General features: G+C 60.9%; 24 protein-coding genes. 15 read left to right on the top strand and 9 right to left on the bottom strand.

Annotated features, from left to right (window positions below):
• Window positions 1-43 precede the first annotated feature (43 nt).
• The 7 genes from ilvD to KUV65_RS09775 all read left to right on the top strand — a co-directional run bounded on the left by ilvD (window position 44) and on the right by KUV65_RS09775 (window position 7,371).
• Window positions 44-1,777 (top strand): dihydroxy-acid dehydratase, encoded by a 1,734-nt coding sequence (ilvD, locus tag KUV65_RS09745; protein WP_222190059.1) that lies wholly within the window; start codon window positions 44-46, stop codon window positions 1,775-1,777.
• A complete protein-coding gene (locus tag KUV65_RS09750; RefSeq protein WP_222190060.1) occupies window positions 1,758-2,498 on the top strand; it encodes a hypothetical protein in 741 nt (246 codons plus the stop codon). Before ilvD ends, KUV65_RS09750 begins: the two co-directional genes overlap by 20 nt.
• A gap of 68 nt (window positions 2,499-2,566) precedes the next feature.
• Window positions 2,567-3,340 (top strand): DUF6478 family protein, encoded by a 774-nt coding sequence (locus KUV65_RS09755; protein WP_222190062.1) that lies wholly within the window; start codon window positions 2,567-2,569, stop codon window positions 3,338-3,340.
• A 32-nt stretch (window positions 3,341-3,372) separates the two neighbouring features.
• Complete coding sequence (locus tag KUV65_RS09760) at window positions 3,373-3,741, top strand: hypothetical protein (RefSeq protein WP_222190064.1); 369 nt, start codon at window positions 3,373-3,375, stop codon at window positions 3,739-3,741.
• Window positions 3,742-3,815: 74 nt separating this feature from the next.
• Window positions 3,816-4,280 carry a DUF4405 domain-containing protein gene (locus KUV65_RS09765; RefSeq protein ID WP_222190065.1) on the top strand — a complete coding sequence of 155 codons (465 nt, stop codon included), beginning with the start codon at window positions 3,816-3,818 and terminating at the stop codon, window positions 4,278-4,280.
• Between the two features lie 82 nt (window positions 4,281-4,362).
• Entirely contained in the window at window positions 4,363-6,396 is a 2,034-nt protein-coding gene (locus KUV65_RS09770; protein WP_222190066.1) for an NADPH-dependent 2,4-dienoyl-CoA reductase, read from the top strand.
• A 99-nt stretch (window positions 6,397-6,495) separates the two neighbouring features.
• A complete protein-coding gene (locus KUV65_RS09775; RefSeq protein WP_222190067.1) occupies window positions 6,496-7,371 on the top strand; it encodes a DUF4394 domain-containing protein in 876 nt (291 codons plus the stop codon).
• Between the two features lie 90 nt (window positions 7,372-7,461).
• Here KUV65_RS09775 and KUV65_RS09780 read toward each other — a convergent pair whose 3' ends face one another.
• Window positions 7,462-8,685: an argininosuccinate synthase gene (locus tag KUV65_RS09780; RefSeq protein ID WP_222190068.1), complete on the bottom strand. Its 1,224-nt coding sequence runs from the start codon at window positions 8,683-8,685 to the stop codon at window positions 7,462-7,464.
• 84 nt (window positions 8,686-8,769) lie between these two features.
• Between KUV65_RS09780 and KUV65_RS09785 the strand changes: the two genes are divergently transcribed.
• Window positions 8,770-9,537 (top strand): hypothetical protein, encoded by a 768-nt coding sequence (locus tag KUV65_RS09785; protein WP_222190069.1) that lies wholly within the window; start codon window positions 8,770-8,772, stop codon window positions 9,535-9,537.
• A gap of 38 nt (window positions 9,538-9,575) precedes the next feature.
• On the top strand, window positions 9,576-10,823 hold the full coding sequence (gene ilvA, locus KUV65_RS09790) for a threonine ammonia-lyase IlvA (RefSeq protein WP_222190076.1): 1,248 nt from the start codon (window positions 9,576-9,578) through the stop codon (window positions 10,821-10,823).
• A gap of 5 nt (window positions 10,824-10,828) precedes the next feature.
• On the opposite strand, the gene KUV65_RS09795 is transcribed toward ilvA, so the two are convergent.
• Entirely contained in the window at window positions 10,829-11,155 is a 327-nt protein-coding gene (locus tag KUV65_RS09795) for an Hpt domain-containing protein (protein WP_222190078.1), read from the bottom strand.
• 161 nt (window positions 11,156-11,316) lie between these two features.
• On the opposite strand from KUV65_RS09795, the gene KUV65_RS09800 reads away from it, so the two are divergent.
• The gene (locus KUV65_RS09800; protein WP_222190079.1) at window positions 11,317-12,606 is read left to right on the top strand and encodes a PP2C family protein-serine/threonine phosphatase; all 1,290 of its coding nucleotides are present in this window, start codon (window positions 11,317-11,319) and stop codon (window positions 12,604-12,606) included.
• Here the strand turns inward: KUV65_RS09800 and KUV65_RS09805 are convergent.
• The gene (locus KUV65_RS09805; RefSeq protein WP_222190080.1) at window positions 12,603-13,058 is read right to left on the bottom strand and encodes an NUDIX domain-containing protein; all 456 of its coding nucleotides are present in this window, start codon (window positions 13,056-13,058) and stop codon (window positions 12,603-12,605) included. The two genes, KUV65_RS09800 and KUV65_RS09805, sit on opposite strands and share 4 nt — an antisense overlap.
• A gap of 97 nt (window positions 13,059-13,155) precedes the next feature.
• Between KUV65_RS09805 and KUV65_RS09810 the strand changes: the two genes are divergently transcribed.
• A complete protein-coding gene (locus KUV65_RS09810) occupies window positions 13,156-14,121 on the top strand; it encodes a KpsF/GutQ family sugar-phosphate isomerase (RefSeq protein ID WP_222190081.1) in 966 nt (321 codons plus the stop codon).
• Between the two features lie 87 nt (window positions 14,122-14,208).
• Here KUV65_RS09810 and KUV65_RS09815 read toward each other — a convergent pair whose 3' ends face one another.
• The 3 genes from KUV65_RS09815 to KUV65_RS09825 form a co-directional block, all read right to left on the bottom strand.
• Window positions 14,209-14,535, bottom strand: a complete 327-nt coding sequence (locus tag KUV65_RS09815; protein ID WP_222190082.1) for a hypothetical protein — start codon at window positions 14,533-14,535, stop codon at window positions 14,209-14,211.
• A 250-nt stretch (window positions 14,536-14,785) separates the two neighbouring features.
• Entirely contained in the window at window positions 14,786-16,090 is a 1,305-nt protein-coding gene (locus KUV65_RS09820) for a UDP-glucose dehydrogenase family protein (protein ID WP_222190083.1), read from the bottom strand.
• A gap of 85 nt (window positions 16,091-16,175) precedes the next feature.
• Window positions 16,176-16,718: a type VI secretion system-associated protein TagO gene (locus KUV65_RS09825; protein ID WP_222190084.1), complete on the bottom strand. Its 543-nt coding sequence runs from the start codon at window positions 16,716-16,718 to the stop codon at window positions 16,176-16,178.
• Window positions 16,719-17,162: 444 nt separating this feature from the next.
• Between KUV65_RS09825 and KUV65_RS09830 the strand changes: the two genes are divergently transcribed.
• Window positions 17,163-17,912, top strand: coding sequence for a sugar transferase (locus tag KUV65_RS09830; protein WP_261331733.1), 750 nt, complete (start codon window positions 17,163-17,165; stop codon window positions 17,910-17,912).
• A gap of 66 nt (window positions 17,913-17,978) precedes the next feature.
• Here KUV65_RS09830 and KUV65_RS09835 read toward each other — a convergent pair whose 3' ends face one another.
• Window positions 17,979-18,155: a hypothetical protein gene (locus KUV65_RS09835; protein ID WP_222190085.1), complete on the bottom strand. Its 177-nt coding sequence runs from the start codon at window positions 18,153-18,155 to the stop codon at window positions 17,979-17,981.
• Window positions 18,156-18,331: 176 nt separating this feature from the next.
• On the opposite strand from KUV65_RS09835, the gene KUV65_RS09840 reads away from it, so the two are divergent.
• The 3 genes from KUV65_RS09840 to KUV65_RS09850 are packed head-to-tail and all read left to right on the top strand — an operon-like array spanning window position 18,332 to window position 21,166.
• A complete protein-coding gene (locus KUV65_RS09840; RefSeq protein ID WP_222190086.1) occupies window positions 18,332-18,670 on the top strand; it encodes a hypothetical protein in 339 nt (112 codons plus the stop codon).
• Entirely contained in the window at window positions 18,667-19,794 is a 1,128-nt protein-coding gene (locus tag KUV65_RS09845) for a glycosyltransferase family 4 protein (RefSeq protein WP_222190089.1), read from the top strand. Before KUV65_RS09840 ends, KUV65_RS09845 begins: the two co-directional genes overlap by 4 nt.
• Window positions 19,760-21,166 carry a right-handed parallel beta-helix repeat-containing protein gene (locus tag KUV65_RS09850; RefSeq protein ID WP_222190091.1) on the top strand — a complete coding sequence of 469 codons (1,407 nt, stop codon included), beginning with the start codon at window positions 19,760-19,762 and terminating at the stop codon, window positions 21,164-21,166. The genes KUV65_RS09845 and KUV65_RS09850 overlap by 35 nt, the downstream gene beginning before the upstream one ends.
• Before the next feature lie 9 nt (window positions 21,167-21,175).
• Here KUV65_RS09850 and KUV65_RS09855 read toward each other — a convergent pair whose 3' ends face one another.
• On the bottom strand, window positions 21,176-21,796 hold the full coding sequence (locus KUV65_RS09855) for a sulfotransferase family 2 domain-containing protein (protein ID WP_222190093.1): 621 nt from the start codon (window positions 21,794-21,796) through the stop codon (window positions 21,176-21,178).
• A gap of 11 nt (window positions 21,797-21,807) precedes the next feature.
• Window positions 21,808-23,277: a lipopolysaccharide biosynthesis protein gene (locus KUV65_RS09860; RefSeq protein ID WP_222190095.1), complete on the bottom strand. Its 1,470-nt coding sequence runs from the start codon at window positions 23,275-23,277 to the stop codon at window positions 21,808-21,810.
• Between the last annotated feature and the right edge of the window lie 265 nt (window positions 23,278-23,542).

Here is a 23,542-nt window from a genome sequence, read left to right on the forward strand (position 1 = left end):
ACCCTCGCCGGGACGCAAGCCTGTAAGCGGAAGGGAGCCAGCGATGTTGAAGGGCAAGGTGGACAAGTCGAAATTGCCAAGCCGCCACGTGACGGAAGGTCCGTCGCGCGCGCCGCACCGGTCGTATTTCTATGCAATGGGCATCTCCGAGGAAGAGATTCACCAGCCTTTCGTCGGCGTCGCGACCTGCTGGAACGAGGCCGCGCCCTGTAACATCGCGCTGAACCGACAGGCACAGTCGGTGAAGCTGGGCGTGAAGCATGCCAACGGCACCCCGCGCGAGTTCACGACGATCACCGTCACCGACGGCATCGCCATGGGCCATGAAGGGATGCGCTCGTCGCTTGCCTCGCGCGATGCCATCGCCGATACGGTCGAGCTGACCATGCGTGGCCATTGCTACGACGCCATTGTCGGCCTTGCCGGGTGCGACAAGTCGCTGCCGGGCATGATGATGGCGATGGTGCGCCTGAATGTGCCATCGGTCTTCATCTACGGCGGGTCCATCCTTCCGGGCCGTCTGGAAGGCAAGGACGTGACCGTGCAGGACGTGTTCGAAGCCGTCGGTCAGCACCAGGCGGGCAACATGTCGGACGAGATGTTGGCCGTGATCGAGCGCGTGGCTTGCCCCAGCGCGGGCGCTTGCGGCGGCCAGTTCACCGCCAACACCATGGCCTGCGTCTCCGAGGCGATCGGCCTGGCGCTGCCGAATTCTTCCGGCGCGCCCGCTCCCTATGAATCGCGCGACCAATACGGGGTCGCCTCGGGCGAGGCGGTGATGAACCTCTTGGAGAAGAACATCCGCGCCCGTGACATCGTCACCCGCAAATCGCTGGAAAACGCCGCGCGCGTCGTGGCCTGCACCGGCGGCTCGACGAATGCCGGCCTGCACCTGCCCGCCATCGCGCACGAGGCCGGGATCGACTTCGACCTGTTCGACGTCTGCGAGATCTTCAAGGACACGCCGTATTTCGTCGATATGAAGCCGGGCGGCCAATACGTCGCCAAGGACCTCTACGAAGCGGGCGGCGTGCCCGTCGTCATGAAGGAACTGCGCAAGGCGGGCCTCATCCACGAAGATTGCATCACCGCCACCGGCCGCAGCATGGGCGAGGAACTCGACCTCATCACGCGCGAAGCGGACGGCAAGGTCATCTATTCGGCTGCAACGCCGATCACGCCCACCGGTGGCGTCGTGGGCCTGAAAGGCAACCTTGCCCCCGAAGGCGCCATCGTGAAGGTCGCTGGCATGGCCGCAGAGAACCAGGTGTTCACCGGTCCGGCCCGCGTCTTCGAATGTGAAGAAGACGCCTTCGAAGCCGTGAAGGCGCGCAACTACGAGGAAGGCGAGGTCATCGTCATTCGCAACGAAGGGCCCAAGGGTGGCCCCGGCATGCGGGAAATGCTGGCCACGACCGCTGCCCTCTCGGGGCAGGGTATGGGCAAGAAGGTGGCTCTGATCACCGATGGCCGTTTCTCGGGCGCAACGCGTGGCTTCTGCGTGGGCCATGTCGGCCCCGAGGCCGCCGTGGGTGGGCCGATCGGCCTGCTTCAGGATGGCGACATGATCACGATTGACGCGATCAACGGCGAGTTGTCCGTCGCTCTGTCCGACAAGGAGCTGGAGGAGCGCCGCGCCAACTGGTCCGGCCCGCGTGAAACGATCTACGCCACCGGCGCGCTTTGGAAATACGCCCAGTTGGTCGGGAATGCCCGTCTCGGCGCAGTCACCCATCCCGGTGGCAAAGAAGAGAAGCATGTCTACGCCGATCTTTGATCCGCGGATTCGCCCCGCCGCGCTTGGCTTGTTCTGCCTTGCGCTGGCGGGGTGCGTCGGCGGCTTGGGGGCCTCGGCCCCGCGCGAGGCGATCGTCACCCAATCGGCGATCATCGTCACCGGCCCCGAGGGGTTTTGCGTCGATGAAACGGCGACGCGCGATGATGGCGCGACGGCCTTCGTTCTTTTGGGCAACTGCGCGGCGATCTCAAGCTCCCGCCGCGCGGATCAACCATCGGTCCCGGCGGTTCTGACGGCAGCTATCTCTGCGCCGTCCGACGAGGGCGCGATTGCCGACAGCCTCGGGGAACTCGACGCCTTCTTCCGGTCGGAACAGGGGCTCGCGCTGCTCAGCCGGTCGCAAGACCCTGAAACGGTCACGGTTCTCGACACCCGGATCGAGGGGGACATGTTCCTGCTGCACGCAAGCGACGTCAGCGCCGGATCGGTCGAGGGTGTGCAGCGCGATTACTGGCGCGCCTATCTCGACCTGGGTCAGCGGATTACCACGCTTTCCGTTCTGGCGCTTGAGGATCGCGAGGTCAGCGAGGCGGAAAGCCTTGCGACCTTGCGCGCCTTTGCCGGCGCAGTTCAGGCGGCCAATGCCGGCCTGGGTGACACCGCCCCCATTGTCGCGCCTGCCGTTCCGGTCGAGGCGGTCCAGCCGCCCCCAAGCGGTGGTCTGTTCAATGTTGGCCTGTTCCGGCGAATATTCGGTTAACGTCTTTTGAAGTTCGCCGTTATATTCGACGCGGACGGGACAGTGTTAGGTTTGAGGAACGAGTGTTCATGGGGGATCAAAAGCCAGGCATTCTGGAACGGTTTGGCCGGAGTGACCGGCTGAAACGATGGCAGCGCGCGATGGACGCGCCCAGTGGCGTGCCCGGTTCGGCCCTTGTCGAAATGAATGTCGAGATGCGCGAAATGCGCGACAGGTTGGACGACCTTTCATCGCGTGCGCGGAATGAATTGTTGTCACGAGTCCGGCCCAGTGACGGGATCGAGCAGTCTGACCAGTGCGATTGGGCCATGCGCCCGGCCCCCTGGCGTGTCGAAATGCGCCCGCGCGGCCTGGTCGGCGTGCCGTCTCCGACGCATCTGCCGGGTGACGTGACCCTGTTTCACGACGCGGCGCATTCAGACCTCAGCCTACGGCAAGACCGCGCGCCAGCCTGGATTGACGGCGCCATTTTCGGCCTCGTGCTGGAGGTCTACCGGTTTGACGGATCCTTCGTGTCGCTGGTTCAGGATCTTCCCGCTGAAGCGGTCGAGGGTTTGACCCTGAACCATTTCATCACGGTCGATCTTCGGATCGAACGGGAACAACCTGTCGAACTTTATGCCCGGCTGAATGTGCAGCACGGTCCGAATGTCGAACAACTGGTGCGACAGATCGAGATCCGCGAAGGGCGCGGACAGGCGGAATTCGATCTCGCCTATTCCAAGATCAACGAGCAACGAATCGAAAAAGCGTGGCTCGACCTCATTATCGAAAGTCCCGAGATGACGCGTATCGCGCTGTGGGACATGGTGGTTTTGCGCGCGCCGCGCGCCGATGTCTAAGTCGTCCCTCGCGGGGCAGAAGGGTGATGACAGTGCGGGAAAGACTGCAGCAGGTTCGGATCACGTCTGGCGTTTACGAAGGGATCTTCGAAGGGCCGTTGGAGACAGGGATCGAAGCGGTTCATAACGGCAAGGTTGTTGGTCTTGCTCGCATGGTCGCGATGCCGGACCAACCTGGGGCCACCCGTGTCACGATCGATCTGCCCGCAGATGTCCTGTCGGACGGCGTGCAGGTGGTTGCCTTGCGCAGCACCACCAGCGGCGAGATTCTCGACCGGATAACGCTCATGGCAGGCACTGGCCTCGATGAAGATATCCGTGGCGAAGTGGCCCTGCTCCGCGACGAGATCGAGCTTTTGAAAACGGCGTTCCGGCGCCATGTGTCCGCGGCACAGGATTGACCTGCTCGTTGGGCGACCCTTAGGTTGACCCAACCCACGCATCGGACCTGCCCGTTGGAAAACGGAGCCTCAAGATGACCGACTCTCACGAAAACGAGCACGCCGCCGAGCGTTCCCGCAGCCGGCCGCCCTTTTCCGGACGCGCGGCGGCGCTCTTCGGTGTGTCGCTTTCCGTTCTTGTGGCCGCGCTTAGCGGCATCGCGATGTACATCGCGCCGCAAGGTCGGCTGGCAAGCGCAATCGACTGGCATTGGGTGGGCCTGACGCGCGGGCAATGGGAAACCCTGCATACCACGACCAGCCTGTTGTTCGTCGGCTTCGTGGTCTGGCACTTCTGGGTTCACATCGCGGTATACAAAACGCTCCTCTTCGGCTCGGCCACGCGCAAGGGACACACGGTCGAAGTCCTGATCGCGGTCGCTGCCGTCGCCATTGTCGTGGTCACATCCGTTCTCGATTTGCCGCCTGCATCCTGGATCGAAGCCCTTGGCGGAATGTTCAAGCGCGAGTTTTGGGGAGAGGCGATCGGCTCTCATTAAAAGGCCCGGATGCCCGTGACGCCGCGTAGGGGATGACAGACGGCTCTCCGCGCGATTACCTGCCGGGCGGGAGGAACCGCCAATGCCTGAAACGCTTTATCCGCACATGCTGGCCCCGCTTGACCTGGGTTTTGTCACCCTGAAGAATCGCGTGCTCATGGGGTCCATGCACACGGGCCTTGAAGAGACGAAGGATTGGCCGCGCGTGGCCACATTCTACGCGGAACGGGCGCGCGGCGGGGCTGGCCTGATCGTGACAGGCGGCATGGCCCCCAACAAGGAAGGCGGCGTGTTTCCCGGCGCGGCGGGGCTGTTCACCGAGCAGGACATCGCGAACCATCGGATCGTGACCGATGCCGTGCATGACGCTGGCGGGCGTATCGCGATGCAGATCCTGCATGCCGGCCGTTATGCCTATTCGCCCGATTGCGTGGCCCCCAGCGCGATCAAGTCGCCGATCTCCCCCTTCCCGCCGAAGGAATTGGACGAAGAGGGCATCGAGAAACAGATCGCCGATATCGTCACGGCGGCTGTCCGCGCCCGAGAGGCTGGATATGACGGGGTCGAGATCATGGGCTCCGAAGGGTATTTCCTCAACCAGTTCCTCGTCACCCACACCAACAAACGGACCGACCGTTGGGGTGGACCCTACGAGAACCGGATGCGTTTGCCGGTCGAGGTGGTGCGCCGCGCGCGCGAGGCGGTTGGCCCGGATTTCATCATCATCTTCCGCCTGAGCATGATCGACCTTGTTCCCGGCGGATCGACACATGCCGAGGTCGTTCAACTTGCCAAAGCGATCGAAGAGGCGGGTGCCACGATCCTGAATACCGGTATCGGCTGGCACGAGGCGCGCATTCCCACCATCGCGACAAGCGTGCCGCGCAAGGCCTTCGCCTGGGTGACAAAAAAGCTGATGGGCAAGGTTGGTATCCCGATCATCACCTCCAACCGCATCAATATGCCGGATGTCGCGGAGGAGGTTCTGGCCGAGGGCTGCGCCGACATGGTGTCGATGGCGCGCCCGTTCCTCGCCGATCCCGATTTCGTGGCCAAGGCCGCCGCAGGCCGCGCGAATGAAATCGCGCCCTGCATCGCCTGCAACCAGGCGTGCCTTGATCATACTTTCTCGGGCAAGTTGACGTCCTGCCTCGTGAATCCGCGCGCCTGTCATGAAACGGAGTTGCAGATCCGCCCGACAGATGAGCCCAAAAGAGTGGCGATTGTCGGGGCCGGGGCGGCCGGTGTCGCGGCGGCCCTGACCGCGGCCGAGCGCGGCCATGCGGTGACCCTGTTCGACAAGGCCGACCGGGTGGGTGGGCAACTGAACATGGCCCGTGAAATCCCGGGCAAGGAAGAGTTCCACGGCCTCGTCCATTGGTTCGAAACGATGATCGACCGTCGCGGCATCGACCTGCGGTTGTCGACGGCACCGTCGCCCGATGACCTGCGTGACTTCGACGAGGTGATCGTGGCGACCGGGGTCAACCCGCGTAACCCGGAGATCCCCGGTCAGGACGGGCCGAACGTGCTGTCCTATATTGATGTCTTGGCGGGCAAGGCACCCGTCGGGACGCGCGTGGCCATCATCGGTGCCGGCGGGATCGGGTTTGATGTGGCCGAGTACCTTGTCGAGGGCGATGAAAGTCCGACCGAGAACCCCGAGCTGTGGCGCAAGGAATGGGGTGTATCGGACCCCGAGGAACATCGCGGCGGCCTTGCCCCGGATGGTGCGCACCCCGCGCCAGCGGCGCGACAGGTCGTGCTTCTGCAACGAAAACCGGAAAAGCCTGGAAAGAGGTTAGGCAAAACGACTGGCTGGATCCATCGCGCCAGCCTCAAGATGAAGAACGTCAAGATGATGCCGGGCGTGAACTACGAAAAGATCGATGCGGACGGCTTGCATGTCAGCTTTGGCCCGGACCACGTGAACCCGACCCTGATCGAGGTCGATACCATCGTGCTCTGCGCCGGGCAGGTCGTCGAGCGCAGCCTTGCCGATGCGCTGGATGCAGAAGGGATTGCCTGCCATGTCATCGGTGGGGCCGATGTGGCGGCCGAACTCGATGCCAAGCGCGCCATCGATCAGGGCACACGCCTCGCCGCCTCTCTTTGATTTTTTTCGGCGGATGTGAAACTCCGGCCGCGCCTCCCTCGTGGTTCCTGTCAGCTCGGCCAAAAAGGCCGGGAAAACAGTCCAATCTTGGAGGCTAAGATGTTCAAGAAGTTGCTGATGATCAGCGCGATGCCGATGATCCCGGTTCTGTTCACCCAAGCGGTTTATGGCGAAGCCCATTCCGGCGGTCCGACCCTGACCGGCTACGCCTTGGCGAATGACGGTGCATCCGTGGTCGTCATGCCCGATCTGGCGGATCCGGCCACCGCCATGTCGCAGGACCTGGATAACGCAGTTGCTGCCATCGCTTACCGTCCCGTGACCGGTGATTTGCTCGGCTTCGGCGCAGGCATGATCTACACGATCGACCCGATGACGGGTATGATGTCGGATCTGAGCGCGTCCTTCATGGATGACGCCATGATCGACGATGACGCAATGGTCGGGTTCGATTTCAACAACGCGATCGACGCCGTGCGCGCGGTTTCGACGGCGGGTGACAACCTTGTCTATTTCCCGGACGGGTTCGGCGACAATGATGAGCGCGCGAATTCGGTGCGCCGTTTCACGACGCTGGCCTATGAAGACGGCGACGCGAACGCTGGCACAACGCCGATGGTCTTCGCCAACGCCTACACCAACGCGATCAACGGCATGACTGCGTCCGAGACCTTTCAATACGCCCTCGATGCCGAGACCGACTCGTTGGTCAGTCTTGCCAACAACGCCGGCATGCTGGCGACCATTGCCGAGGTGACGGTGGACGGGATGGCTGTCGATCTGGCACCGATGGGCGGCTTCGACATCGCCTCGCCCGCCGAGGGAGAGAACATGGCCTATGCGATCCTTCAGATGGAAGGCGCCGAGACCGCGGGCCTTTATTCGATCGACCTGGAAAGTGGCGCAGCCGAGATGTTGGCCGATCTGGGCATGGGCGGTGTGACCGGGTTCGCCGTGGCGGTCGCGGGCCAATAACCCAGCAACGGCAAACGGGCGCCAGCGGCGCCCGTTGATCTGATCCGTCATTACGGGTGGCCGGGCAATCCGGCTGCCCGTTCACTCAGGTCACTTCCCGCCCAGGCGCCGGTTCCGCGCAGCGAGGAGCTTCAGGCGAAGCGCATTGAGCTGGATGAACCCCTGCGCGTCCTTCTGGTCGTAGGCGCCGGCGTCTTCCTCGAAGGTCACATGTGCTTCGGAATACAGGCTGTGATCCGACCAGCGCGCCACGGTGCGCGCGGAGCCCTTGAACAGCATCAGTTTGACCGTGCCGGTGACGTGTTCCTGGCTCTTGTCGATCAGGGCCTGGAGCATTTCGCGCTCGGGGCTGAACCAGAAGCCGTTATAGATCAGCTCCGCGTAGCGCGGCATGATCGAGTCTTTCAGGTGGCCGGCACCACTATCGAGCGTGATCTGCTCGATCCCACGATGTGCCTCCAAAAGGATATCGCCGCCCGGTGTTTCGTAGATGCCGCGCGATTTCATGCCGACAAACCGGTTTTCAACGAAATCCAGTCGTCCGATGCCATGCTTCTTGCCGTAGGCGTTCAGCGTGGTCAGGATCGTCGCGGGCGACATCGCCTCGCCATTGATCGCGACCGCGTCACCCTTTTCGAAACTGATCTCGATGTATTCCGGCTCGTCCGGGGCGGTCACCGGATCATCCGTGCGCTGGTAAACGTAATCCGGTGCCATCTCGGCCGGGTCTTCCAGCACTTTCCCCTCGGACGAGGTGTGCAGCAGGTTCGCGTCGACCGAGAAGGGCGCTTCCCCGCGCTTGTCCTTGGCGATCGGGATCTGGTTCTTCTCGGCGAAGTCGAGCAGACGCGTGCGGCTGGTCAGGTCCCATTCGCGCCACGGGGCGATCACCTTGATCTCGGGGTTCAACGCATAGGCCGCCAGTTCGAACCGGACCTGGTCATTGCCCTTGCCAGTCGCGCCGTGGCTGACGGCATCCGCGCCGGTTTCCTCGGCGATCTCGACCAGCCGCTTGGAGATCAGCGGCCGTGCGATCGAGGTGCCCAGCAGGTACAGCCCCTCGTAGACTGCGTTTGCCCGGAACATGGGGAAGACGAAATCGCGGACGAATTCCTCGCGCAGGTCCTCGATATAAATCTCGCTGACGCCCAGCATCTCGGCTTTCTTGCGCGCCGGCTCAAGCTCTTCGCCCTGGCCGAGGTCGGCGGTGAAGGTCACCACCTCGCAGCCATACTCGGTTTGCAACCATTTCAGGATGATCGAGGTGTCGAGACCGCCGGAATAGGCAAGCACGACCTTCTTGGGTGCGGACATGGGAGGGCTCCGTCAGGCTTTCGTCATTGACCGACGGGGCGATACCGGGTTTTCAGGGGCGGGGCAAGGTGAGTGGAGGTCGAGATGGACTATGGGTATCAGTTGCTGCGCCACGCCGTGCGGCAGGTCTTCGGCAATCTCGGGCAGGCCGCGCAGTTGACGCTGCTGTTGGCCATGGCCCCCACGATCTTTCTGGCCGTGACGAACACCGACCTGATGACAGGCGGGCCCGGTTTCGACCCCTCCAACCCGAATGCCCAGCAAATGCCCGAGGTCAATTGGCTGCTGGCGCTGGTCGGCGCGATCCTGAGCGTCGTCGCCTGGGTCTGGGCAGCGGTGGCATGGCATCGGTTCGTCTTGCTCGAGGAATATGCGAACGGCCCCATCCCGTCGTGGCACGGCTCCAGCAACGGGCGCTATTTCATTCGTGCTTTGCAGGTGGGCCTGATCCTTGTGGGGGCGATGATCGCGATGACGATCATCATCGGCCTCGTCGTGATGATCCTGCCCGGTTTCGGGGCCGGTTTGATCCTCGGGATCGGTCTGATCATCGGGATCAGCTGGGTGGGCACGCGTGTGGGCCTTGTCCTTCCGGCCGCAGCCATCGACGCTCCGCTGTCCATCGGCGAAAGCTGGCAGGTAACGGGGCCCGTTTCGGGCCAGATCCTGTTGCCGATCATCGTGATCGCGTTGGTTGGCGGGTTGTTGTCGCAAGCGGTGCTGGTTCTCTTCGGAGTCGGGATCGTGGCCGTTCTCGTGTCCGCCGTGATTTCGTGGCTGCAACTTCTCGTGAACCTTGCCTTGATGACCACGCTTTATGGCAACCTCGTCGAGGGTCGGCAGCTACACTGAGTCTGGACAGCGCGCCCGCGTTGGGGCACGCCCGTGACATGACCCAGTTTTCCGATGCCGCCCGCGCCGCCACCGAGGCCCTGCGCGACCTGTTTCCGCCCACGCCGCTTCAGCGCAACGCGCATCTGAGCGAGCGTTTCGGGGCCGATATCTGGCTCAAGCGCGAAGATCTGAGCCCCGTCCGATCCTACAAGATCCGGGGCGCGTTCAACGCCATGCGCAAGGTGTTGGCCGCGACGCCCGAGAAACGCAAATTCGTCTGTGCCAGTGCGGGCAACCATGCGCAGGGCGTCGCCTTTGTCTGTGCGCATTTCGGGGTCGAGGGCACGATCTTCATGCCGGTGACGACGCCCGAGCAGAAGATCATGAAGACCCGGCGTTTCGGCGGGGATGCCGTCACCATCGAGTTGGTCGGCGATTTCTTCGACGACACGCTGGCGGCGGCCAAGGCCCATTGCGAGTCGACCGGCGCGCATTTCCTGTCGCCCTTCGATGACCCCGACGTGATCGAGGGGCAGGCATCTGTCGCCGTCGAGTTGCTGGACGACATGGGGGACGCGCCGGACCGGTTGATCCTGCCTGTGGGCGGGGGTGGCCTGTCTGCCGGGATGATTTCGTATTTCAACGCGGTTGGCGCCCGGACCAAGTTCACGCTGGTCGAGCCGGTGGGTGGACCAAGCCTGACGGCAGCCCTGCGGATTGGCGCGCCGCAGACCATCCCGATCACCGATACATTCGTGGACGGGGCCGCCGTTGCACGCATCGGGGACCGCACGTTCGACGTGTTGAAATCGGTTGCGCCCGCCGATGTCCTTCTGGCGCCCGAGAATCGTATCTGCGTAACGATACAAGAGATGCTGAACGGCGAAGGGATCGTGCTAGAGCCTGCCGGCGCACTGGCCGTCGATGTGTTGGATGATGTGCGCGACCAGATCGCCGGGCAGACGGTCGTCTGCGTGACCTCGGGCGGCAATTTCGATTTCGAGCGCCTCCCCGAGGTCAAGGAACGCGCCATGAATTGGCAGGGCGTGAAGAAATACTTCATCCTGCGCTTGCCGCAGCGGCCCGGCGCATTGCGTGATTTCCTCGACCTTCTGGGCGCCGACGACAACATCACCCGGTTCGAATACCTCAAGAAGAACAGCCGCAATTTCGGCTCGGTCCTGATCGGCATCGAAACCGGCGACGCAGCGAACTTCCCCGTCTTGTTCGAACGGGTGAACGCCCGCGGATTCGCTTTCCGCGATGTTACAGATGACGAGGTTCTGGCCGATTTCCTGATCTGAATCGGCTACGCCGCCGCGATCTGTGACGGCATTCGGGTTTCCAGTTCCGCAAGTGATTGAAGAAAGACGGCTTTGACGTCTTCGATATCTGCTGTGAATCCGGCGTCACAGGTTTCTTCGGCGCGGGCGCAGGCCTCGACCATCGCTAATAGACCCATGTTCGCTGCGCTTCCCTTCAGAAAGTGGAAATCCGCTGCGGTCTCCGACCCCGGTGTAAAACGATCAAGGGTGTCTTGTATCTCGGTGACGAACATCATTGCGATGTCGTCGAAGCTTTCCGGACCGATATCTTCGCGCAGGGTCGCGAGGCGGCCCCAATCAATCAAACTCATCAATATCTCCTTCCCCACGCTTGGGACAGTATCAGGCGTAGGTTGAGGAATTCTTAAACGCGGATGCCGCGATGTTGCGATTTCGAGCGTTTACCGGGCCTTAAGATCGCCCGGCCTAGGATGCGTCAATGTCTGCCAGTTGGTCGCACAAGTGAGGGGCGATGTATCCCGAAATTTCGGAACGGACTTATGCCAATGCCTTTCCCGTCCCGCCGCTGGCAGACGGGGTGGGCGGCACGATTCTTGTTCTCGACGACAGCGCCGCGCAAAGGGGAATGCTTTGTGCCTTGCTGAAGCGATGGGGCATGGAGCCTTGGTCATCGGGCGATCCGGCCGAGGCGTTGGACCTTGCCCGCGACGCGCGCGTCGGGATGGTCATTTGCGACTGGATGATGCCTGGCATGACGGGTCCGGAATTCTGCCGCCGCCTGCGGGCCTCGGGGCGCGAGGGGTATGCCTATGTCATCCTGCTGACGTCGAAATCGGCGGAGGATGCTTTGGCCGAAGGTCTGGCCGCAGGTGCCGATGATTTCCTCAGCAAACCGCTCCACCCTTCCGAATTGCGCGCGCGCCTGAATGCCGGTGCGAGAATCGTCGCGATGCAGCGCGCCCTTGTGGACAAAAACCATCAACTCGGCCGCGCCTTGTCCGAGATCCAGACGCTTTACGACGCCATCGATGTCGACCTCGAGGAAGCGCGCCGCTTGCAGCTGTCCTTTCTGCCGGACACGAGCCGGAGCTTGCCGGGTGTGGACTTGTCGCTTTGGCTGGAGTCGTCGGGCCATGTCGGGGGCGACATGGTTGGTTGGTTCGAGGCATCTCGCGGCATGATCGGTGTCCACAGCATCGACGTGTCCGGCCACGGCGTGGCCTCTGCGATGATCGGGGCACGGGTCGCCGGTATGCTCTCGGGTCGGGCCCCCGAGCAGAACATCGCATTGTCCGGCTTGGGCGGCGGCGTATTTCGCGCCCTTCCACCGGATTTTGTCGCAACGCGGCTGAACGCGCTGATGCTCGAGGAACTGACCGGCGATCGTTATCTCACGCTGGTTCTGGGGATGTTGGATGTGATGACCGGGCAGTTCAGCTTCGTGCAGGCGGGCCATCCCCACCCGATCCTCATTCGCGCCGATGGCAGCGTTCAGACCTTGGGCAAAGGCGGTCTGCCGATCGGTCTGGTGCGGGATGCAACCTATCAGGTCGATCGCGAACGCCTGATGCCGGGCGACCGGCTGATTTTCTACACCGATGGCCTGACCGAATGCAGCGCGCCCGATGGGACCATGCTGGGCGAAGCGGGGCTGATCGAGTTGAGCCGCAAGCACCGCAGGGCAACAGGCGCGGAATTCCTGGAATGTCTCAAATCGGATCTGCGGGCCTTTGCCACCGCGCCCGGGTTCGAGGATGACGCCTCTGCGCTCGTGCTCGACTATCATGGTCCGCCGACCTAGCGGCGTTGACCACGGATTTGCAGCCATTGCGCTACGAAATGCCGATCGCCGGAGACGTCCAGTTCGGACAGGGCGACAGTCCACGGCAGGAAAACCGCGCTGTGCCCGGGTTCGGTCGGCGGTGAATGCCTGCGACCCAATCGGGCGACATAGACATGGCACTGCTTGTGCGCGTGGTAGCCGTATTCCGGCATGAAAGTGTACCGGTGGAACATCCCCAATCGACGCGGTGCGGCAATGGAATACCCGGTTTCTTCACGCACTTCCCGTGCAAGGGCGACCAAGGGCGCTTCGCCAGGATCGATCCCGCCGCCGGGCAGTTGCAGTTCCGCGCGAGGTTCTTCCTGGAACGTGGCCAGAAGTCCGTCGCCAGCATCGATGATGGCATAAACACCGGGCCGCGGCGCAAAGCGGATCTCCCGATCAGGGACAGGTCCGAATCGACGGTTCATGGGGGTCCTCCTGTGTCATGCGTCTTCTTGCCAGCCCGGACGCATCAGCGAAAGCACCACCCTCGCCAAGCCTGTTCGCTTGGGCTATGGGACGCCCATGAAACAGGATGTCTCCGACATGATCCGCGCCACCGCTCGGCGCGTTTTGCAGACCGAGGGTCGCGCCGTCACCGCGATGGCCGACAGCCTTCCAGAAGATTTCGCCGATGCGGTGCAGGCCGTGCTCGATACGAAGGGGCGCGTCATCCTATCGGGTATTGGGAAATCCGGTCACATCGCCCGCAAAATCAGCTCGACCTTCGCGTCAACGGGCACACCATCTGCCTTCGTCCACCCCGCCGAGGCCAGCCACGGCGATCTGGGAATGGTCACACCGGGGGATCTGGCGATCCTCATCTCGAATTCGGGCGAAACCTCGGAGCTGCGGGATATCGTGGCCCATGTCACCCGGTTTTCCATCCCGTTGATCGCGATTTCAGGCCGGGCCGGGTCCACGCTCATGCAGGCAGCGGATTTCAAATTGCTTTTGCCGCCCGAGCCCGAAGCCTGCAGCCTCGGCATGGCGCCTACCACATCGACCACCCTGACGCTGGCTCTGGGTGATGCCCTGGCCGTCGCCGTTATGGAGCGCCGCGGTTTTCTTGCCGAGCAATTCCATACCTTTCACCCGGGCGGAAAGCTGGGGGCGCAATTGGCGAAGGTTTCGCAGTTGATGCACGGGACCGAACGGCTCCCGCTTGTTCCGGCGACCGAGTCCATGGCCGAAACGCTGGTGGTGATGAGCGAAAAAGGCTTTGGAATCGCTGGCGTAACGGAGTCCGAAAAACTGGCCGGTGTCATTTCGGACGGTGACCTTCGGCGCAATATTTCCAATCTTATGGATCGGTCCGCCGGTGAGGTCGCAACGCAGAATCCGCGCTGCATTGGGCCTGATATGCTTGCCTCCGAAGCATTGGCCATGATGTCGGAAAACAAGATCACGGCCCTTTTCGTTGTCGATTCCGACAGGCGCCCCCTCGGTATCCTCCATCTCCACGACTGCCTGCGCGCCGGATTGCTTTGAAGACCTGGCCTTGGCGGCGGACAACAAAACGCCCCGCCTGAAAGACAGGCGAGGCGTTTGCGGAAGCGTTAGATTAGCACCACGGACTTAGTTGTCGGCTTCGGCGCGGATGCGAGCGATCGTGTCGGCTGCATAGGCGGGTTCGCTCGGGAACACCGTGACAGTGTCGGTGCTGATACGGTCAGAGGGCGTGTCCGCACTGCTGTTTGCGATTTCAACAGCGGTACGAAGTGCACTGTTTTCGCCAATCTTGACCTGCGCGCCACGTTGGACGTTGTTGATGCGCTCGGCGTTGGTGTCGACGCTTTCGTTGTAAATTTCGATCGCGGTCGAGAGGGCTTCGCTTTGGTCTTGCGCGAAGGCCGGAGCGGCGACGGCGGCGATGATGGCGGTAGCGATGACGGTGCGTTTCATTTTCAATCTCCTTTGCAACGGGCCTCGTTGATCAAGACCGCGTTTCTCACGTTGGTGACGGTATCGTCCGTCGGTGGAGATGAATTGATGGCTTCCGGGCCCTGTTTCAACACACGCTGGAAGGAACTATTCGTTATTTTGGTGCGAAAATGAACATATTGGGCGAACCCGCGCACCAAGCGCACGGCCGCGTGTAAAACAGTCGCGCGGCCGTGATGACTGGTTCAATTTTTCGTTTGGTTACGGAACGTTATCTTCCGACGCCAACATAGGCCTCGAACCCGGCGCGCTTGGCGTCGCGCGGGGAATAGATGTTTCTCAGGTCCGCCATGCGGGCGGTGGTCATCTTCTTGGCCATCTTCTTGAGATCGAGGGCGCGGAACTCGTTCCACTCTGTCAGCAGGACCACGACATCGGCCTTGTTCGCCGCCTTGTAGGGGTCGTCCATCCACTGCACACCCGGCAGCAGGTCTTCGCCTTCGCGCTGACCCTGGGGATCTACAACACGAACCTTCGCCCCGCCGCCAACCAGTGACGGCACAATCGTCAGGCTGGGGGCATCGCGCATGTCGTCGGTGTTGGGTTTGAAGGTGACGCCCAAGACTGCAATCGTCTTGCCGTTGAACGACCCGTCACACAGGTCGCGCAGCTTCTCGATCATCCGGTGCTTCACGTCCTCGTTCACACGAATGACCGTCTCGGTGATCTGCATGGGAACGGAATGATCCTGCCCGATCCGGGCCAGTGCGCTGGTGTCCTTGGGGAAGCACGACCCGCCATAGCCCGGCCCGGCATGCAGGAACTTGTTGCCGATCCGATTGTCGAGGCCCATGCCCTTGGACACTTCCTTGACGTCTGCGCCGACACGTTCGCACAGGGCGGCGATTTCGTTGATGAAGGTGATCTTCGTGGCAAGGAAGGCATTGGCGGCGTATTTGATCATCTCTGCCGACTCGAGGTCGGTCGTGATGATCGGGAACTCACGCAGGAACAGCGGGCGGTAGATCTCGGCCATGACCTCGCTGGCGCGTTCGCTTTGCACCCCGACGACGACACGGTCCGGGCGCATGAAGTCGTCGATGGCCGCCCCTTCGCGCAGGAATTCGGGGTTCGAGGCGACGTCGAATTCTGCCTCGGGGTTGGCCTTGGCGACGACTTGCTTGACCTTGCGGTTCGTGCCGACGGGAACGGTCGATTTCGTCACGATCACCGCATAGCCGGTCAGGGCCTTGGCGACCTCTTCGGCGGCGGCCATCACGTAGGTCAGGTCGGCATGGCCATCGCCGCGCCGCGTGGGCGTGCCCACGGCGATGAACACGGCATCGGCCCCGTCCACGGCAGTGGCCAGATCGGTGGTGAAGGAGAGGCGCCCGGCCTCGACGTTCTTCTCCATCAAGGTGTCCAGACCCGGCTCGAAGATCGGGACCTGGCCCGCGTTCAGCATCTCGATCTTGCGCGGATCCTTGTCGACGCAGATCACGTCATGTCCGAAATCCGAAAAACAAACACCAGAAACGAGCCCAACGTAGCCCGTGCCGATCATGGTGATCTTCATGAAATCCTCCTAACGATTTCCAAATCCGGTTGCCCCGTGGTCAAACCAATCCACGAAAAGCGATGCCTTGTTCAGGGTGTGAAACCTACCAGTTGCAGAGTGTCCTAAGCGGCTCGATCGCCGTTTCGAGGCCTTCGATGGAAAAGCTCGCGTTGAGGGTTCTTCCGGTGAAGGATGTGGCGCTGACCAACAGCCTTTCATGTTCGAACAGGCCGCGGATCAGCGGGATGGCCTCGGCCCCGGTGAAAAGACCAAGCGCACGGTTGTTCGCGGATACGTCGGCCTCGAGCGATACCGGCGCTTCGTCATCGATCTTGTAAATCAGTGTGCCGTAGTCGCCGACATCGGACATGAAGTTCTCGCCGAACCTCACTTCGAACTGGGTCGTGTTCTCGAGACAGGACAGGACCAATTCGGCCGGCGCGGAGCGTGCGAAGATGCCGGGCAGATCCTGGAAGGATAGCGACGACATGACCAAGGCGTTCTGGCTGCCCACCGGCGGAACGACCTCGACGATCTCCCAGGGGCCGGCCTCCGAGAAGGTCTCGATACATTCGACGCCGATCGTACCCTCATTGCAAAAGGGTAGGTCATCGTACGCAAGCGCGGCGGTGGGGAGGGTGAGCAAAGTCGCAAGAAGGGAAGAGATTGATAAAAAACTACGCATAATCATTGGTCTCCACATGGAAGCTCTTGTCCAAATCTTTTGATACGCTGGATACACCACGGCAACTTGCCGGAACAGAAAAACATACGCCACCCAAGGCCAACCGGATCTTTTCAATAAACGCGGCCCAACCACGGACCAAGGCCGCGGCACATGCCAGACACGTCACGCGATTCGGGCCTCAAGAGACTCCATTCTGGGCAAAACTTGGGCGCTCGGTGAAAAAAAAGGCAGAACTTGGGCATATCTTGGGCCGAATTTGTCCGTCAACACCAATGATAGGTTGTATTTTCCGGCATGTTGCGATGGTCGTATGCTATGCCATAGTGGGGGCAACCTTTTTAATCGTTCATTTCTCGGGAAGGCACACCATTCAGTCGCACTTTCCGATGCTGCGAGGCTGCCATGAAATATTCTAATGAAGTCAGTAACTTTTCTAGTATCGGTGGTCGTGCCGAAATCGGCATGGCCGGAGATGGGGTGCTGCGTCAGAGGGTGTTGAGCCCGTCAGAGCGCCGTCATCATCCCATCCATCTGCCGCGTAACGACTTGGGGTATCGTGTTCTGTCGAGATCGTTCGATCTGCTCGTCGGAACGGTTGCACTTGTCTTGCTTTTGCCACTTTTCGCCGTCTTTGCGGTGCTCATTAAACTGAGTAGCCCGGGCCCGGTCTTTTTTCGACAGGACCGCTACGGCTTGAACGGTGACCTGTTCAAAATCTACAAATTCCGCACGATGCGCACCGATCAGTGCGACGTCAGCGGGGTTGCGCAGACCACCAAGAACGATCCGAGGGTGACGAAGATCGGGCGTTTGTTGCGGAAAACCAGCTTCGATGAGCTGCCGCAGATCTTCAACATTCTGAAGGGAGAGATGTCGGTTGTCGGTCCGCGCCCGCATGTTCCCGGGATGCTTGCCAACGGAATGCTCTACGAGGAGTTCGATCCGCGCTACATGGCCCGACACGTGGTAAAGCCGGGGCTTACGGGCCTTGCCCAGGTGAACGGGTTCAGGGGGGAAACCTCGACCGCACATGCTGCGCGCAAGCGGCTCGACTACGATTTGGAGTACATCCGGCGGCAGTCTCTGCTTTTGGATGTGAAGATCACGGCACAGACCTTCTGGAAAGAGTTTTTCCGGGGATCCGGATACTGACCCGGCCTTCAGAGGTTTCCAACACAGGTGACGGATACCAGCCGAAGCAGGTGTTTTCGGGGGATGTCAGGTAATGGCCGACAGCACGAAGTAGATGGCGCCGCAGCTGATCGCGGCAGAGCTCCAGAACATAAGGTTTCGCGCAATGAGCACCGAGCGGTCAGCTCCCTCCCATTCGGGGCGTTTTGACCCGGAGTCGTCGTTGAACAGTTCTGCTTCGATTATGTTTTGGTTCTCATACATCTTCTGTTCTTTCCCCTACCCTTTTCGCACCTCGTACATCCTCTCAGTAACGCCTCCGAGTTAACGAAAGGTTGATAAGGAGGATGCTATAGATGGAAAACGGCAGCAATGTGGCATCCTGGATGAGGCTTAAACGTGATGTTTGAAGGGGTAAAAATATTGAAATACAATGACTTATGGTCGATTTTGAAAGGCAAGAAATTGCCGGTTTTCCTATTCCTGACGCCAATGATGACGCCCTAATGCCCGTTTTGATGACTGTTTCCGCTACGGAAACAATATCTTTCCTTCAGGATTTTGACGCCGATTCGCAAACAGCAGGCGGCCAAAATCTTGCTCCCGGAGCTTTTCCGCTCTGGCATGCCGAGCCCCAAGCTTTGACCGTTTCCAAATGCGAAACACTATTTTCCCAGATTTGCGACGCCTTGCCCGCGCCTACCGATTGCGCGACGCTTCACCCGTGGCTGTCCCCATCCGGCGATGACGCGCTGATAACGGAAGGAACCCCGACATGAAGGTCTGCGTCATTGGTTTACGTGGCATTCCGGACGTTTCCGGCGGGATCGAGACGCATTGCGAAAACCTCTACGATCGGATGAAGCGCGAACGCCCCGATCTGGACATCGTCGTTTTCGGACGAAAGCCCTATATCGGCGACATTCCTTATCGCACCAGCGTGGGCATCGAGGTTGTGCCGGCCTATGCCATGCGCAACACCTATCTCGAAACGCTGTCGAATAGCCTTGTGGCAATCCTGCGCGCCCGGTTCTCGCAACATGCGGACTGCGTCCACATCCATGCGATCGGCCCAGGCCTTCTGGCCCCGTTGGCCCGTCTCCTTGGGATGCCGGTCATCCTGACACATCACGGTGACGATTTCCGACGCGACAAGTGGAACGCCTTTGCCCGGTCGGTTTTGCGCCTGGGCGAACGGATCGGCGTCGCGAGTGCCTGCCGCACGATCGCGGTGTCGCCAACACTGGCCGAGCGTTTGCGCCGGGACTATCCCGCGAAGGCCGAACAGATCGATTATATCCCCAATGGTGCCGATCACATCGTCGGACGTGCCTTGGCTGCTAACGGCCCCTCGACCCTGAGCGAATTCGGATTGGAACCCGAAGGCTACATGATGACGGTTGGTCGCCTGGTGCCGGAGAAAGGCTTTGCCGATCTGATCCGCGCGCACAAGAAATCTGGCATACGCACGCCGCTGGTGATCGTGGGCGGCCACAGCAATTCGGATCATGACCGGATGTTGAGCGAAATTGCGCACCCCGAGGTCATCCTCACCGGCGCTTTGCCCCAGGCCAAGGTGGCGCAGCTTCTGGCCAATGCGAAGATGTTCATCCTTCCGTCGCATCACGAGGGGCTACCCATCGCGGCGCTTGAGGCCTGGGCCCTTGGTGCACCCCTATTGCTGAGCGATATTCAACCCAATCTCGATCTCGGCCTTTCGCCCGAGCATTATTTCCCGGTCAGAGATGTTGATGCGTTGGCATCGCGCTTGGCGGATGATGCAGATGACATTCCCGCGCAGCCGCTGGATCCTGCGTTCAACTGGACGTCAATTGCCCATCAAACAGTCGAGATTTACAATCAGTCCCATGAAAACGACCGTGTCCAGCTCGACACCCCGTGATGCCTTGGGCGCAGGGGTAGGGGCGGTTTTGAACCGCCGCACTGTGCTGTTCGGTCTTATGGCCTCTGCGGCTGCACTGCCGGGGCCGGTGCGGGCACAGCCTACTGACGACGCGGTGCATGTGTCGTTAAGAGCAAGTGGCGAAGCAGATGGTCGCGACTGGAACAACGCCCTGCCGTTGTCCCGCCTGAACCGGTTGGCAGCATCGGCGCGCCCGGGCCAATCCATTTTCGTAGGCTTGCCCGAGGAGGAAACACCGCACCCATGGTCGGGACAGCAACTGCGTTGGGCAGTTTCCGGCACGCCGACCGAGGCCGTGTCGCTTCACTTCGGCGTGTTGCGCGAGGGAGAGGCGTTTCACCAGCCCGACCATGCCGGTGAGGCCCCTGTCTTTCAGATGATCGGCAACGAGACCAGACCGGGAGAGCGACCGGACGTTGGCGGCGCCCCCTTTGTCGTGTTTCAGGAGAACAGCTCGAACCTAAACATCTCCGGGCCGTCCTATCTTCGATCCGGCGGAAATGGTTTCTTCAATCTCGACACCGGCGGCGAGATCCAGAACCTTTCCTTTGCCGATATTCACGCGGTCAATGTGGGCCGCGTCATCGAAACCGAGCAGGGGACATCGGTGCGTGGCCTCTTGGTCGAACGCTGTTCCGCGCTCGGCATGATCCGCGGGTTTGCCCGTTTTCATGATCTGTTCGAGGCCGAGTTCCGTGATCTCGACCTGGATGCCGACTTCGTGGACGGTGGTGGTGGTGCCGTCTGTCAGATCATCAGCGTCAAAAGCGGTGCCGACCTGTCCTTCCGGAACCTGCGCCTTGAAAAGGCGGTCAACAGCCTTGCGGCCGAGGAGCGCGGCTCGACCTATATCCAGGGGGATGGCCTTGTCCTTGAGGAGGAGACCCGGAATGTCCGCATCGAGGATTGCTATGCGGCGGACATGGGCGACGGCGGGTTCGACCTGAAATCCGAGCATGTCTACATGGCGAACTGCCGGACAGAGCGTTGCAAGCTTGGCATCCGTATCTGGAGCCATCATCCAGACAATCTGATCGAGAATTGCGTGATGTCCGAACCTGTCACGCGCCCCCATAACGATGGATCGTGCCTGTGGGTGGCCGGCAATCTGACGGCCCGGAACTGTTCGCTGATTTCGGCGGGGGACATGTCACCGATCCGGTTCGGCGCTGGGGCCGATGGAACGCCGGATTCTCATCTCAGGATCGAAGGCGGCGAGATTTCCTATGACGAGCGTGAAAGGCTTGTCACCGGGACGGCCGGGACCCTCGAACTGGAGAACGTTCTGGTGAACGGTGTGGAAACCAGCGGGCGGTTTCATTGGACGGGACGGCGATTGCGCCGTCGTTGATAAAGACGCTTACAGCGACTGCCAGCTGTCTTTCGCATATCCAAATTGTTCGAAATCCGTCTCGTAGAAGCGGTAGATTTTTTCCGCTGCATCCTCGGATATCGTTGTGACGGATTTGATCGAGGGGTTCTTTCTTGGAACTTCTGCATCCAATGCGATGCCCGTCAGTTCAGCCAGCTTCGCACGCAGGGTATCGAGACCGTCCTCCAGCTTGAAAACCTCTGTTCCGTCGATCAGGAACTCGTGCTGGGGCCGGATGTGGTTGGAATGCATGTAAGGGTCACGGGCGAAACCGGCGAAGGCCGTGCTGAGCCACCGATCGAAGGACGGTTTCGGGAGGATCCGATTTTTCAGCCTCGGTCGGGTGATGCGATAGTTATATTCACTCAGGATGCGTGCATACGGGTTGCGGGTGACGCAAAAGCTGTAGTCGAAGAATCCCGGCGCGAATAGCGTGTCCAGAAGGGCCCCATGGAAGTGTTGCGGAACGCAAGGAAACGCTTTCGGGCGGTGCTTCTGATACAAGCTCTGTTCGGACAGAGAGGTCAACCAAGCGTTGATGGATGTCCCCCCAGATTTGGGTATGTGGATAAAGAGGATCCGTTTCTCACCAATATGGAATGCGGGCATCGCGGTCTTCCTCAGTTTTTCGCGCGGCGACGACGAATTCGGTTGAGAACCTGCTCTTTCAAGATCTCTCCCTCGCGGCCAAACATCTTTGGCGCGAAGGTGAACAGCAAAAGATAAACGACGAAGAACTCGGAGAACAGGATCACGAGCATCCAGAGGTTCCCCAAGCCGACAGGCGCAAGCACCATCTTGGACGCGACAAGCAACGCGGTGAAAGCAAGTCCGAGGATGATGTAGCCAAACAAGCGCCGAAGGCTGTCGCGGCCGCTGACGTTGATGAAATGCCTGACAAGGAAAAGGCCGGAGAAATAACAAAAGGCGATGGCCAGCGACACGCCCACGGCAACGCCTTCAAGGTCGAACTGTTGCCCGATCAAGGCACCTAGAATGACGGCGAGTGCGTGGCTCCATTGCCAAAGCGCGGCGATGTAGACCCTTCCCGCAGCTCGCAAGATGGAGCCGACGAACTTGTACCCGGTTCTGAAGAGCAGCACCGAGATCAGGATCTGAAAGGGCAGCACCGCGCGTTCCCATTGCGGCCCCAGAAGAGTCAGGACGATTTCGGGGCCGGCCACAACCAAAAGCGCGGTCAGGGGAATCTGCGTCATCGCCGTCAGGGCGAGCGCCCGGTTCAGCGCGCGCTCAAGCCGTGAACGGTCGTCCTGAATGGTGGCGAGGGTTGGAAACAGAACCTGGTCGCCCATGCGGCCCACCAGTTGGGCACCTTGCTGAAGCAGCAGGTATGATCTGGAATAGTAGCCAAGCGCCTCGGCCCCGAGCCAGCGGCCCACGACGAAGAAATCGGCGTTCTGTGAAGCGTAGTTGCCGATCTGGGTCAGCGTGACGCCAAGACCAAAGCGGATCATGGTCACAAAGGTCGACCATTTGAAGCCAATGGCGATCCCGTCCCAGGCAAGGCGCAGAAACAGCACGGTCGACAGGAGTGTCTGGGCGAGTTGTGCCCAAACAAGCGCCCATGGACCGAAATCCAGAAACGCCAGCACAATCGCCACAATGGCGTAGCCGAACAGATAACTGGACAAGCGTATGACGGCCAGTTCGGGGAACCGCATTTTGCGTTGCAGTAGCGCCTCGCTGACAAGTCCGGCCCCCTTGATGACGAACAGAAGGGAAAACACCTGAACGATGATCTTCAGGTCGGGCATCCGGTACAGATCAGCGATCTGGCCGGCGAGGAAAAAGAACGCGACCGTCATCAGGATGCCGGAGGCCAGGGTCGTGGTGAACCCGGTCGCAATATGGTCGTCGGTCAGGGTCTTGACCTGAATGATCGAGGGGGCAACGCCGATCCGCCCCATGACTTCGGCAAGGGCGACCACCGTCAAGGCGGCACTGACAACGCCGAACTCCTCCGGAAGAAGCAACCGCGCAAGGATCAGTACCACGACGATTTTCAGGACCGCTTCCGCGCTACCGCCCGCGAACATCCAAAAGAAATTCTTGAGGGTGCGGCCCGTCAATTCCTCTTTTGGCGGCTTTGGCGGCGACCCCTGAGAGCTCGGCAAATCTTCCTCCGATCTGCTCATCGGTCGCGCTCCATGGTCACCGTTTCGAATTGATCACTGGCGAAAAATATTTCAGAAACAATCAATTGCTGTCTTGCAGCATACTCGGACAGTTTTGCGTTGTGTCCTGCATCAAGTCAACAAATCCTCGGCTGTTCTAACCGCGCTGTGACCAAACACGCGCATCGCGGCAATCGCGGAAGACTTCACCAAAAGTACG

The organism is Maritalea mobilis, assembly GCF_019800885.1.
GTDB classification, from domain to species: domain Bacteria; phylum Pseudomonadota; class Alphaproteobacteria; order Rhodobacterales; family Rhodobacteraceae; genus Roseibacterium; species Roseibacterium beibuensis.

Bases quoted from the DNA above. Each gene is read 5' to 3' on its own strand.
- ilvD (WP_222190059.1), top strand. From the start codon at position 44: ATGTTGAAGGGCAAGGTGGACAAGTCGAAATTGCCAAGCCGCCACGTG.
- KUV65_RS09750 (WP_222190060.1), top strand. From the start codon at position 1,758: ATGTCTACGCCGATCTTTGATCCGCGGATTCGCCCCGCCGCGCTTGGC.
- KUV65_RS09755 (WP_222190062.1), top strand. From the start codon at position 2,567: ATGGGGGATCAAAAGCCAGGCATTCTGGAACGGTTTGGCCGGAGTGAC.
- KUV65_RS09765 (WP_222190065.1), top strand. From the start codon at position 3,816: ATGACCGACTCTCACGAAAACGAGCACGCCGCCGAGCGTTCCCGCAGC.
- KUV65_RS09770 (WP_222190066.1), top strand. From the start codon at position 4,363: ATGCCTGAAACGCTTTATCCGCACATGCTGGCCCCGCTTGACCTGGGT.
- KUV65_RS09775 (WP_222190067.1), top strand. From the start codon at position 6,496: ATGTTCAAGAAGTTGCTGATGATCAGCGCGATGCCGATGATCCCGGTT.
- KUV65_RS09780 (WP_222190068.1), bottom strand. From the start codon at position 8,685: ATGTCCGCACCCAAGAAGGTCGTGCTTGCCTATTCCGGCGGTCTCGAC.
- KUV65_RS09785 (WP_222190069.1), top strand. From the start codon at position 8,770: ATGGACTATGGGTATCAGTTGCTGCGCCACGCCGTGCGGCAGGTCTTC.
- ilvA (WP_222190076.1), top strand. From the start codon at position 9,576: ATGACCCAGTTTTCCGATGCCGCCCGCGCCGCCACCGAGGCCCTGCGC.
- KUV65_RS09795 (WP_222190078.1), bottom strand. From the start codon at position 11,155: ATGAGTTTGATTGATTGGGGCCGCCTCGCGACCCTGCGCGAAGATATC.
- KUV65_RS09800 (WP_222190079.1), top strand. From the start codon at position 11,317: ATGTATCCCGAAATTTCGGAACGGACTTATGCCAATGCCTTTCCCGTC.
- KUV65_RS09805 (WP_222190080.1), bottom strand. From the start codon at position 13,058: ATGAACCGTCGATTCGGACCTGTCCCTGATCGGGAGATCCGCTTTGCG.
- KUV65_RS09810 (WP_222190081.1), top strand. From the start codon at position 13,156: ATGAAACAGGATGTCTCCGACATGATCCGCGCCACCGCTCGGCGCGTT.
- KUV65_RS09815 (WP_222190082.1), bottom strand. From the start codon at position 14,535: ATGAAACGCACCGTCATCGCTACCGCCATCATCGCCGCCGTCGCCGCT.
- KUV65_RS09820 (WP_222190083.1), bottom strand. From the start codon at position 16,090: ATGAAGATCACCATGATCGGCACGGGCTACGTTGGGCTCGTTTCTGGT.
- KUV65_RS09830 (WP_261331733.1), top strand. From the start codon at position 17,163: ATGAAATATTCTAATGAAGTCAGTAACTTTTCTAGTATCGGTGGTCGT.
- KUV65_RS09835 (WP_222190085.1), bottom strand. From the start codon at position 18,155: ATGTATGAGAACCAAAACATAATCGAAGCAGAACTGTTCAACGACGAC.
- KUV65_RS09840 (WP_222190086.1), top strand. From the start codon at position 18,332: ATGGTCGATTTTGAAAGGCAAGAAATTGCCGGTTTTCCTATTCCTGAC.
- KUV65_RS09845 (WP_222190089.1), top strand. From the start codon at position 18,667: ATGAAGGTCTGCGTCATTGGTTTACGTGGCATTCCGGACGTTTCCGGC.
- KUV65_RS09850 (WP_222190091.1), top strand. From the start codon at position 19,760: ATGAAAACGACCGTGTCCAGCTCGACACCCCGTGATGCCTTGGGCGCA.
- KUV65_RS09855 (WP_222190093.1), bottom strand. From the start codon at position 21,796: ATGCCCGCATTCCATATTGGTGAGAAACGGATCCTCTTTATCCACATA.